15 protein-coding genes are annotated in these 11,628 nt (G+C 42.6%); all 15 read left to right on the top strand.

The annotated features are described in order from the left end of the window. Positions 1 to 405: ParB/RepB/Spo0J family partition protein (locus NTX75_04105; protein ID MCX5815412.1), on the top strand; the 405-nt coding region annotated here is incomplete at its 5' end. Positions 406 to 409: 4 nt separating this feature from the next. Beyond that, positions 410 to 682: a hypothetical protein gene (locus NTX75_04100; GenBank protein ID MCX5815411.1), complete on the top strand. Its 273-nt coding sequence runs from the start codon at positions 410 to 412 to the stop codon at positions 680 to 682. Next, complete coding sequence (locus tag NTX75_04095) at positions 651 to 893, top strand: hypothetical protein (GenBank protein MCX5815410.1); 243 nt, start codon at positions 651 to 653, stop codon at positions 891 to 893. Before NTX75_04100 ends, NTX75_04095 begins: the two co-directional genes overlap by 32 nt. A gap of 525 nt (positions 894 to 1,418) precedes the next feature. Beyond that, complete coding sequence (locus NTX75_04090; GenBank protein MCX5815409.1) at positions 1,419 to 2,219, top strand: hypothetical protein; 801 nt, start codon at positions 1,419 to 1,421, stop codon at positions 2,217 to 2,219. Beyond that, positions 2,203 to 3,081: a nucleotidyl transferase AbiEii/AbiGii toxin family protein gene (locus tag NTX75_04085; GenBank protein MCX5815408.1), complete on the top strand. Its 879-nt coding sequence runs from the start codon at positions 2,203 to 2,205 to the stop codon at positions 3,079 to 3,081. The genes NTX75_04090 and NTX75_04085 overlap by 17 nt, the downstream gene beginning before the upstream one ends. 2 nt (positions 3,082 to 3,083) lie before the next feature. Further along, positions 3,084 to 3,989: an SIR2 family protein gene (locus tag NTX75_04080; GenBank protein ID MCX5815407.1), complete on the top strand. Its 906-nt coding sequence runs from the start codon at positions 3,084 to 3,086 to the stop codon at positions 3,987 to 3,989. A gap of 156 nt (positions 3,990 to 4,145) precedes the next feature. Further along, entirely contained in the window at positions 4,146 to 7,400 is a 3,255-nt protein-coding gene (locus NTX75_04075) for a hypothetical protein (GenBank protein MCX5815406.1), read from the top strand. Between the two features lie 133 nt (positions 7,401 to 7,533). Continuing rightward, entirely contained in the window at positions 7,534 to 8,016 is a 483-nt protein-coding gene (locus NTX75_04070; protein ID MCX5815405.1) for a hypothetical protein, read from the top strand. Positions 8,017 to 8,202: 186 nt separating this feature from the next. Further along, positions 8,203 to 8,469, top strand: a complete 267-nt coding sequence (locus NTX75_04065; GenBank protein ID MCX5815404.1) for a type II toxin-antitoxin system prevent-host-death family antitoxin — start codon at positions 8,203 to 8,205, stop codon at positions 8,467 to 8,469. Continuing rightward, the gene (locus tag NTX75_04060; GenBank protein MCX5815403.1) at positions 8,462 to 8,767 is read left to right on the top strand and encodes a type II toxin-antitoxin system RelE/ParE family toxin; all 306 of its coding nucleotides are present in this window, start codon (positions 8,462 to 8,464) and stop codon (positions 8,765 to 8,767) included. The genes NTX75_04065 and NTX75_04060 overlap by 8 nt, the downstream gene beginning before the upstream one ends. Positions 8,768 to 8,785: 18 nt before the next feature. Then, entirely contained in the window at positions 8,786 to 9,646 is an 861-nt protein-coding gene (locus NTX75_04055) for a metallophosphoesterase (protein MCX5815402.1), read from the top strand. Between the two features lie 37 nt (positions 9,647 to 9,683). Continuing rightward, positions 9,684 to 10,397 (top strand): hypothetical protein, encoded by a 714-nt coding sequence (locus tag NTX75_04050; GenBank protein ID MCX5815401.1) that lies wholly within the window; start codon positions 9,684 to 9,686, stop codon positions 10,395 to 10,397. 15 nt (positions 10,398 to 10,412) lie between these two features. Continuing rightward, the gene (locus NTX75_04045) at positions 10,413 to 10,646 is read left to right on the top strand and encodes a DUF167 domain-containing protein (GenBank protein MCX5815400.1); all 234 of its coding nucleotides are present in this window, start codon (positions 10,413 to 10,415) and stop codon (positions 10,644 to 10,646) included. Between the two features lie 224 nt (positions 10,647 to 10,870). Then, positions 10,871 to 11,458, top strand: coding sequence for a DUF177 domain-containing protein (locus NTX75_04040; protein ID MCX5815399.1), 588 nt, complete (start codon positions 10,871 to 10,873; stop codon positions 11,456 to 11,458). After that, positions 11,415 to 11,597, top strand: coding sequence for a 50S ribosomal protein L32 (gene rpmF, locus NTX75_04035; protein ID MCX5815398.1), 183 nt, complete (start codon positions 11,415 to 11,417; stop codon positions 11,595 to 11,597). Before NTX75_04040 ends, rpmF begins: the two co-directional genes overlap by 44 nt. The last annotated feature ends 31 nt before the right edge of the window (positions 11,598 to 11,628 follow it).

The raw sequence follows: 11,628 nt of genomic DNA, 5'->3' as shown, positions 1-11,628 counted from the left end.
TCGCGAAAAGTTCTTCCTGCTCATATTCCAATCTTATTGGTTGTATGTATGTTTGGGCAACAGGCCGTCAATATTGAAACAGACTCGTTCAAGTCACTCATGCAATCGATCAAAGACAAAGGTATCTTAGAGCCTCTCCTTGTAACGGGACCGGATAACGGCTCATATACCCTCATCTGTGGAGAGAGGCGTCTGGAGGCAGCCCGGCAACTCAAACTTGAATTAGTACCGGTGCGGGTCATAGATGCAGGTAAGGAATCAGGTGAGACTATAGCCCTTCAACTGACAGAGAACCTCCAGAGAGAAGACTTAAACCCTATGGATCAGGCAAAAGGGATATTGGCATTTATTCAGGCAAAACTCCCTGATAAAAACTATGATGTGGATGGGGTAATGAGTTGTTGACACATTGTCAACAACTGCTGAAATCTCCGGAAAGTCAACACGGACAATGCTTCGCACGATTTCACTTTTAAAGCTTCCTCCTGAGATTCAGGCAACAATTCGGGCAGGAAATCTCCCCGTTTCCCAGGGATATCTCTTCGCAGCTAACCTCGATTGTCCGGATCGTGATAAGATTTTTGAGGCCGTCATGAAGACGCCGGTAACCTACATCACACACGCCGGTAACCTACATCACACTGGAGAAGATGCTTACGGCATGGAAGAAACCCAAACCTGACACGGGCGTCACAAAGCTACCATCCATAACGAAGCATGTTGCCGTCTTACGATCCGTAGAGTCACGCATTGAAATGGGTATTGCAAAATACACAAAGCCTGACCTTGTAACGCTTCTTGATGAACTGCATGTTTTCTGTGCTTTAGTGGAACTGCGGATACCGATTGCCCCGGAACCTGTGCCGGAGAAGAAAAAGCCACCACAGTTGTAAGCAGGCGAGAAGAACCGAACCGGCGAGACGGCGTATCGGCGCCTGTCCACCAAGACGCTTGCTGTGAAGGTGGGAAACGGTGATGAAGGCAGTGAATAGTAGATAGTGAATAGTGAATAGTTAAAAAGGCAGAAAATATGAAAAGGCAAGGAATAGTGAATGGTGAAAGGTGAAAGGTAGCCGCAGGCTTCAGCCTGCGTGGAAGGGGTAGAATCCGCAACCCAAAATGCGATGTGGGGAATAAGTAATTCTGTAATAGTATTTTCGCTTGCAAATTAATTAAAATTGTTGGAGAATCAAGAAAATGATGTTGGGGATTAAGACTAAACGTATCATTGCAAGGCCCCTTTTGCTTTTCCAAGAGGAACGTCAAAAAGTTTCCTACTTTTTAAAGGATGTCCCCTTGTTTCCCGGGGTGATAAAGCAGAAACAGCCGAGGTACGACGATACCCCGTCCATTTTGTATTGATAGATAAAGCTTGTAAATGTAATATTTTTACTCGATAATAATCTAATGGGTTATCTATGACTAATAAAATTACATTCAAAGGCTTAGGACCTAAAGAGGCTGAACTGGTTGCCCGGTTGACCTATGAAAAGAAAACCATTGTTTCCTCAGCGGACATCGACGGTTTTATGCCGCCTGATTTCAAATATCGCAACCAGTTAATTTATAACCTAAAACAAAAGAATATCCTTACTACGATTAAACGGGGGTTTTATATTTTTACTCCGCTGGAGGCAATTCCTACGGGCCTGCGGGTTAATGAATTCCTGATTCCTCCAATTTTCTTTCCCCGAAAAGACTATTACATCGGATATTCTACCATGTTCAATTACTATGGATTCACCGATCAGCTTTTTCAGACCGTCTATGTCCTCAACACGTCCCTCTTTCGGGGCCGTACCATCTGTGGCGCTTCATTCAAATTCCTGAAAATCTCAAAGGACCGGATATACGGAATAGAAGCGATAAAAGTGGACAATACGGATGTAATGGTCAGCTCCAGAGAAAGAACCCTTGTTGACCTCATCTATTTCAACAAGCCGGTTGGCGGCATTGTAACAGCGGTTGAGATCTTAAAAAAGATAGTCAGGCAAAAGGGCTGCAACATAGACAAATTGGTCGAATATGCATCACTTTTTCCCAACGCAACGGTACGTAAACGCATCGGGGTTGTCCTTGAGGGTCTCGGCGTTGAAAGGTCTGTCCTGGTTCCCTTGACAGAGAGCGTCAAAGAAACAGCCGTAAGCTCCCTCACTGGTTCGCGAAAAGGCACTCTGAACAAAACGTGGAAGGCCATTGTCGATGCTTCACAAAAATAGAGATGATTTTGTCAGGACGCTGAAGCAGGTTGCCATGCAAACAGGCTTTTTACTGCCTCTTGTCGAAAAGGATTATTACTTGACCCTTATGCTGTCACGTCTGCACGAATTGAGCCCTGATCTGGTTTTCAAAGGCGGCACCTGTTTGAATAAAGTCTATTTTTCTTATTATCGGTTGAGCGAAGATTTGGATTTCAGTATGCGTCTTCCCGAATATACAGTCACACGAGGAACACGTAAAAAATGTATTCAGGCGGTAAAGGAGAATATCGAAGCATTTGCTGAGCATCTTGATATGAGAATTGATGATACAGAAAAACCCGGACGTAATGAATCAAGACAGTATGTTTATTGTTTTATTTATCAATCTATCGTATTGCCAGTGGAATCAAAGATCAAAGTGGAGATCGGGCTTAGGTTTAACCCGATCTGTGAGCCGGAAATAAACAAGGTTCAGCATAAGTTCCTACACCCCTTTACCGGCCAGCCGCTTTTTAACGGCGGAGAGGTATCCTGCCTGGCGCTTAAAGAGATTGTTGCTGAAAAACTTCGGGCAGCGGCTACACGGGAAACTATCGCGCCTCGTGACTTTTATGATATTGACTATGTTCTCAGAAACGGTTTCAGGGTTGCGGAGCCGGAAGTTTTAAAACTGTTTCAGAAAAAGCTCGAAGAAGATGGTGCAGATACCGACCTTGCCCGATACAGGGTCAATCTTGGGAGGGGTAATAAAGAGATTAAGGATATGAAGGAACGTATTAAGGAGGAGCTTTTTGAAGTGCTGACTCCAGCCGAGCGCAAAAATTTCAATCTTGATGCTGCGCTGGAGAGAATAAACAATGCACTACGGGGATTAAGCTGAACATGACTGAAATGGAAGCGATGCAGGGAATAGCGGATTTGGTTAAAAAGGAATGTTGCATTTTTATTGGAGCAGGTATTCCCAAAACTCTTGGATTTCCCTTATGGAGTGAGTTAGTCCAAGATCTTATAGATTATGTTTGGAGTAAGAGAAAGATTTTTGTCAAGGGAGAGCTTACTTATAGCATTAAGCAAGCATTGGAAGATTCTGTTAGGAAAGGAAAACTGATTTCTGCAATAACATACTGCAGAGATCGATTTAAGAGCGTTGACCAGGAAGAAGACTATCAGAAAAAGATAGTAAGTTGTTTACATGATGAAGTCAAGTATAGTCACGTCAAGGACGCGGATGTATATATAGAAATCAGCAAGCTTTTAAACAAGGCTGCAGTTCTGCAAACCAACCTCGACAGAAGTCTCGAGAAATGTCTATCTACACCTACGCATACAAACATGAATCTGCCAAATCCGGTTTCGGTCCCTTGCTTGATATATTTACACGGTATTGTTACTGATCCTCAATCGTGGATCATAACTAGAGACGAGTATGACAATTACTACCAGCGGAATCCCCGATTTGTAGACTTTATCCAGGAGGTTTTTCAAAGGTTTGATGTATTGTTTATAGGATATAGCCTAAGTGATAAGGAGATCTTAGACCAAATTGCAAAGGTCAAGGGGTCTGGTAGGCAATATATTTTTGTGATGGAAGAAAGCGAAAGAAATAAGGCAGACAATGACGTGGTCGAAAACGATCTCAAGCATTATGGGATTACCGTTGTTCGATACAGCATTGAAAACGAAGGGTTTGATGAATTCCTTCATTTTCTCAAGAAAATAAACTCTTTGATTGAGCCGCCTGCCCGGGTTGCTTTGCCTGGACAAGACGGGAGTACGCTCGATGGATAACGGCTTTCATAAATATGCCACACAGGTTATCCAATCTGGACATAGAAATGACTTTGTCCAGATCTTGGGCGGATGGATTGATTCAATTTATGGCGGAACAAAGGTTGGCAGCGAGGAAATGGCAATGCAAATGCCTCGGTGATGAAGGAGTCTGACATGGAACAACAATTTTATGTACAGATAAGTCAACTTGACAGCGCAATTAATGAACCTCAGATAACCGACGGCGTTGCCGAGCATACCATCGGTCTATTAAAGACAAACATTGAACTGTCTAACTATTTCTTTAAGAATGTGCATAACTTGCAGTGGTTCAAATATTTATCTGCAGAAGGTTATTTCCTTCCAGAGAAGATTTCATATGACCAAGCAGGGAATGCCTTTTTTTGGAATGTTCTCGATTATCTGGACCGCATCTCCGGGCAAGTCGATCAGAATCCACCATACGGCAAGGAGCTGATAAATATAATTGAGAGTATTGTGCATTTCTCCCAAAGCAGGCAACGAATCAACAACTATCACATTTGGTGGTACTGTGTAAAAATCTTAAACAATATTCAGGTCAGTATTATCCGGGATAGTTTAAGCCTGGAAAACTTTAATGAATGGCTTTCAGTGTGGACTGATCACGCTATGGGCAACGACTTGGCTATCAGCGATATTGGTGAAAAGCTTCTGCCGAAATTTCTGAACGACACTTTCGGTGTTGAATATGCTGAAGCTATCATCGGCACGATCACAAGAATAAAGGCCGGAGATAAGCCCTCTATTTCTATCGGCCGGCAAGACGCTGTATTGGCGTGGCATTCTTATTGGGTGCGTGCTACTTTCCGCAAGAACCATCAACTGATCGGTCAGAGATGCTCTGTAAATGCTATTTTGGCTGTTGCGGATCAGCTGAGAAAGGCCTTGAAATATGAACAAAAGCGTCATTATTCGAATATCAGAATTGGTGGGGATGCTTATCGAATCGATGTATCAAGAGTCCTGGCGGAGGGAATAAAAGCCGGAGCAATAGAGTTCGAAGAAGGCCAATATAATTGTATTGTAACACAGTTTACGGAGGATCAACTCAAAGAAGTGACGTCCGATGATGAGTCTGGGGATTTTTATCTTTACAATACTGAACCTCAGGTTAAACTGGAGCAATTCACCTTCAAGGCATTTACCATTAATGGTTTCATGCAAGAAATTAGAAAAAATCTTTCTCAAAATATCGAATGGGTGAAGGCCAAAGATTTCGAGAAAGAGATAGGAAATATTTTTGACGGTCTTCATTCCGATTATTCCCACATCTGGTGCGGTTCATTAGCAGAAGGGCCGGAATATGGCGATAATGCCAAGGAAGTCCTGACCACGGCCCTGCGCGATGTTTTACTTGCTAAGTGCGGGGCAAGTCGAGCCGAAGGCGAACAGGTTTTGAATGCGTTCCTAAGCGACAAATATCCGTTCCCGATCTTCGGACGTTTTGTTCTGCTTTGCGTGGATAAATTCTGGGCTGATTATGTTGAGTTACTGGATAAATTTTTCAATCTGATTCCTACTGCATTGGAAGAGCCTGATTTTGAAGTGGAATTGCAGGATGTTCTTGATCATCACAACGTTGCTTTCGGTACTCTCTTGAAAAAACGGCTTATAGAGCTCATCAACAATGTCCCTGAATACTATATTAAAAAAGGCGAAAAGCTTACAGCTTACTGGAAGTACAAGTGGTTGTCTCCGTTGCGTGAAAATCCGGATTTTTCCGTTTTGTACGAGAAGGCCAAAGAAAAGGCAGAAATAGAAGGCGGGGAGCCTTACGAAGTCGAACGCTCATCCCTTACAGGCGGGGTAGTTGATCACAAATCCCCTGTTTTTAAAGAGGATATTCTGCAAAGACCTATTCCCGATCTGGTAAAATATTTGAATGATTTTAAGGGTGTTGATTCCTGGCAGGGTACTTTCAAAGGCGAACCCGACAAAGAGGGGCTTGCCGGTATACTTCAGACAGCAGTGCAGGAAAACCCAACAAAATTCACCGATGAAATAGACGCATTCCTCAATACAGGAGATTTTTATCTGCATCGGGTGTTCAGCGGACTCGAAAAGGCATGGAATGACGACAAAGATATTGACTGGGAAAGATTTCTCGATTTTTCCATCAAATACCTGGGACGGAGTAAAGATACAATTATACAAACAATTCAGGATCAAGGTGAAGACAGTGGTGGAGGGAAATACATCCGGGTTGTCGAAGATATCGTTGATCTAATTGCCGATGGCTGCCGGAACGATCAACGAGCCTTTGATCCCAGGTATTTCGATAAAGCGGAGCAGATATTTGAACTGGTTCTGCCTTTACTCAAGGGAGAAAAGCATCCTGATACCCAGCGTGATGCATTGACCTATGCCCTGAATACCACGCTTGGTCGAGTGATTATGGCGTACATATCTTTCTCGTTGAGAAAGGCCAGGGTGACACAGAAGCGGCAAGAACATTGGGGACAGAAAGGATACGAACCTTTCTTTGCTATCGGTATAGAAGCATATATCTGGTTTGGGTCCTACCTGCCGCAAATGAAATATTTAGATGAGAGGTACGCCAAGGAAAAGATCGATCTATTTGCCCAAAAATCTCCGGATGACTTTGAATGGCAGATGTTTATGGAGGGTTATTTAACGGGTGCGAGGGTTTATCCTGAGGTTTATTCTTTAATGAGGGCTAATTACGTTAATGCCTTAGAAAGTAATCCGTTTGAGGAACGGATAGACAAAAGACTTGTCGAACATATCTCGTTGGGTTATCTGTATTACGGAGAAAGGCTGGAGGAAAACAACGCTGATGGGAAATGCAGTCTGTTTTGGAAAATGCTTTCAGAAATGTATCTTGCAGGGCAAGGGGATCGCTGGTTAAAGGTAGTTAGTTTCTTCTCGTCCCATACAGGGAGAGCAATCAAGAAAGAAGATGGCGTAGAGAAGGAAACACCAGAAGAGATAAAAAAGAGAATTTTGGAGTTCTGGGCATGGACGTTTGATGAACAGGATTTTGTAAAAACCCGTTTGGGCGATACTTACGGTTCTTTTTTGGGACAGATGGCGGGGTTAACCGTCCTCCTTGACAAAATAGATGACGAAAAAGAAAAGTGGCTTACCCTCTGTGTGCCTCACCTTGACCGCCATCATAATGCTGTATCTTTCATCAAATATCTGACCAAGTTTGATGACGAAGACAGCATTAAGCGAATCGGCAAGATTTTCTTGAAGCTGCTGGAGAATACCACTCCTACCTTCATGCAGGAGCATATAGAGGTTATTGTTCGCAGGATTTATGAAAAAGGTAACCGGGATGACGCCGAGGCTATCTGCAATACATACGGCAGGCGCGGAATTCATTTTCTCAAGCCTTTGTGGGAGGAGTATCGGCAATCATAAGCCGTGGTTTATGAAAATAACTATCACAAAGGGAGGAAATGCGGGACGTTCCTAAAAAAGCAAATATCTTCTGGCGAGGATACCGTCCTGAAAGAGATGTATGTTTGGCAAAGCATAAAAAGTTAAACGTAGAATGAAATTCAAAATCCCATATTTCAAACAGGAAAAGAACACTACTTGTGGTGTGGCCTGCCTGAGAATGGTCTTTGCTTTTTATGGAGGAAATGCGGGACAAAAACAGAAAACATCTATAACGGATGTTGAAAGACTCCTTATCCGTAGCACAAAAGACCTGAAAACTGCTAAAGCCAATTTGGAGATCGATGAAGGGATTGCATACTCGGTTGCTTATCTTGCTATGTTGAGGGCAGGAAGGGCATTTATGCTTTTAAAAGGTTTCAGGCCATCTGATGGTTATCAGCATAAGACGGCAGTTGAGTTTGTGCGTCAGGTGCTTGGTAATGAATATAGTGCTCTTATTAAACACTTTGACAGGATGCGTAGAAAACGTAATCTGTTCACCTATGAAATTGACGTAACCGTTTTCTTATACCGAGGCAGAGAATGCCCTCCGTTCAGCAGAAACCTTTGTCGATTTGATCATGGGACTGGTTAAAAAAGAAGATCCCCAGGAACACTTGAAGTTTTAAAAGAAGACCGTAACAAGTTCCGCTGATTCCTTTGATAGCCGGTTTTAATCGGGCAGGAGGGACAGAAATTCATATTGAACAGAAAGTTAAGATTGTTTATATATCATCACAATGATATAATTAAATCATTAAGATGATATGGAGGTGAGTATATGCCAATCATAAGGCCAATCTCGGATTTAAGAAATAATTTTAATATGATTTCGGAAATCTGCCACAAAGAAGGCGAGCCTGTTTTTATTACAAAAAATGGTCAGGGCGATCTTGTAGTTATGAGCCTTGCCATGTATGAAAAACAGAAGTCACTGCTTGAGCTTTATCAAAAATTGGGCGAAGCAGAAATAGAGAGCGCTTCGGGCGCTAAAACAATTTCCCATGCCGGGATGATGAAAAAACTCAAAGAGAAGGTAAATGGGTAAGAAATATAAGATTGTTTATCTTCCTGTTGCACAAAACGACTTAACGGGGATTATTGAGTACATAAGGTTTGATAACCCGGAATCGGCGCTCAATATGCTGCAAAAATTTGATGATTCTATATCCAGACTTGGCAAATTTCCCTTTATGGGAGTTACACCAAAGGATAGAAGGCTTGAGTTGCTGGGATACAAAATTTTGGTCATAGGCAATTATCTTGTGTTTTATGTTGTCCGTGATGATGTGGTTGAGATAAGAAGGATTATTCACGGCAAAAGGAATTATGAATTTTTGTTGTAGCAAATGGGGTATGGGCTTTTGGGAACGGGCGTGACACGGAAAAGGCGCATTGTCGTAGGAGATATACACGGGGAGTTAGAGGGATTCAGAGAAATCCTAAGAAACGCGGGTCTGATTGCTGGCAAAGACAACTGGAGTGGCGGCGATGACATCTTGATACAGACTGGCGATGCGATAGACCGTGGCCCTTATTCCCGGGAAGCCGTTGATTTGCTTAAAAAGCTTCAGAAAGAAGCCTCCGCCGTCAAAGGTGAGGTCGTGCGCCTTTGCGGTAATCATGAACTGATGCTTATTCAGCACTACTTCTATTTCACAAATTTCAACGATCCGGAGTCCCTTGCGGATGAACTGAAAGAGGAAATCCTAAGAGACGATGTGAGGGCTTCATATACCGACGGTGAGAGACTATATACTCATGCCGGTCTGAGATCGGCTATAAGAGAAATCCTTGTGGATGAACTTAAAGATGAAAAACCGAAATTGAAGACCAGCAGTATTGATCTTTTTCTGCTATCGGACCATATCAACGGAATCTTCAGGGAGGCCGTAGAGAAGGATGATCTAAAGCGGCATCCCATCTTCCATGTGGGCCGTGACAGGGGAGGATATGATCCGGTAGGCGGCATATTCTGGTGCGACTTCTCGTCCTTAAGCCCCTCTGTGGAGGCATGGGAAATACCGCAGATATTTGGTCATACACCAACGGGAAAGAGCGGGGTGAGAACCGCGCATGGATTGAAGCTCATCGACGTGGACGCAGGTATGTGCCGGGTGTATGGAGGTGAGAGGGTCTATCTTGAAATCTCACCAGAAGGCCATTTACTACAGCACAGGAAGGTTCTTTCAAAATGGACGGCAACGTTACTTGCGAAAGACTAAAAATGGCAATAAACGTTTTTTTTTCTGAGGTTTTTAGATGAAGGTAATTAACGTTATCCTCCCGGAAGGGATATGGAAGTTCATGGCTCATTGGGCATTGTTTTCTGGTCTAATGGTTTTTTCGTTCGTAATGATTAACGGCAGCATTACGCAGGCACAGGAATTAAGCGGCATCGGACCGGGGTCTATCTGGAAACCCGGTGATGAAAAGATAATGCAAATGCGCGAAGAGTGCGCAAAGAATATCTATCCCATCTTTGGAAAGTGCCTCATCGAAAAAATGCAGGAATACGGGGCTTCCCCCAAGGCCCTGGAATTAACACAATTGTTAATGAAAGAAGAATATCCGTTCTGTTTTATGATTTCTTTTAGCAATATGGGCATAGTCGATGTAACGGAAGTAAGCTGTCCTTTTATGGCAAATACCATGGGGTTTACCCTTCTTGTAAATGGTGATCCGAGGATAGTGCAGCCAGGCAAACAGGAATATTTGAATAATATTGATATCAGTAAAGATCCGCTTTACCCGTCGATCATTAAGGAATTCCCCCGGGCAACGCTGTGGTTCAGAGGTAATTTTGTGAAAATGGAGAACACATCTCGCAATGGCCAGCGATTCGTCTGGAAGCATTTGGTGATGAACGGGTGCAGTGCTTGCGAGGTGGCAGGGTCGGCAACAGTGGCGTATGATTTTGATAAAACAGGGAGATTTGTTGGAACCAGACTTCTCAAATTAAAAGCGGGAGAATAAAAAATTATAATTGAAATCAAAGTTATACCGAATGCAAAGAAAAGGGAAATCATTCGCGAAGGCTCAGAGCTAAAGGTAAAGCTTACCTCAGTACCCCGTGATGGGAAGGCGAACGAAGAACTTGTCGAATATCTTTCCAAAATCTTCAAAGTAAAAAAATCCGAGATAAAGATTTTAAGGGGAGAGAAGGACAGGAGGAAGGTCATTTCCATACCGGTTGAAGAAAGTGTAATAAATTCAATTTGTTAACAGAATATTAATGTATCCTTCACCCTTCACCCTTCATCGTGGATCGTGCATTAGAAATCATTTCGATTTTTTATCAACCGTGAACTATGAACCATGAGCTGATCGCTGAATACAGAGCGCTAATGACTGCCTGCACTGGAAGTAGTAACGTTTACAAGCAGTTAATTTCCTTGACAAGAAAAGGGTAAGTCAATTATATTATCAGACTTAAAAAAAGGGGAACAATGGTTATTGGGTTTTCGGTTATTAAGTTTTCAGAAATAGAAGACGGGGTTGTATTAAAAGGCGAAATTGACGGATTACAGTATAAAAGCGTTGAGGACATGGAATTTACATTTCTTTCCCCGATAGAATATGAGCTCCAGGTAAAGAAATTTGAAGACGGGATACAATTAACAGGACCTGTTACATGCCAGCTCTCTCTGTCGTGTGGCAGATGCCTGGATGATTTTCAATATCCTGTCCGGACTTATCTGGATATTGAGATTACCCAGAAAAGTCATTTCGAGGAAGCGGACGAACTTGAATTACAAGGCGAAGACCTTGATGTATATTATTTTGAAAACGATGAAATAGATTTGAATCCTCTCGTATATGAAGAGGTGTTGTTGAATATACCCATGAAACCTTTGTGCAGGGAAGAATGTCAGGGGCTTTGTGATACGTGCGGGAAAAACAGGAATAATGAAACATGCAGTTGTGATAAGACACCGGATACACCTTTGGGTGAAAAATTAAAATCTTTTTTAGCATTTCAAGGAGATAACCATGGCGGTTCCAAAACGAAAAACATCTCAATCAAAAAGGGATAAAAGAAGAACTCATTATAAGGCTGCACCCGTGAATGTCGGGCTTTGCCCGAATTGTAAAGAGCCCAAACTGCCGCATATTGTTTGTCCGAAATGCGGCTACTACAAAGGTAAAAAATATCTTAAAGTAGAAGAATTATAACATCAATGGTAAAGATAGCGGTTGATGCGAT

The organism is Pseudomonadota bacterium (genome assembly GCA_026388315.1).
In the GTDB taxonomy this organism is placed as follows: domain Bacteria; phylum Desulfobacterota; class Syntrophorhabdia; order Syntrophorhabdales; family Syntrophorhabdaceae; genus MWEV01.
This window is presented reverse-complemented; position numbering and strand designations above follow the sequence as displayed.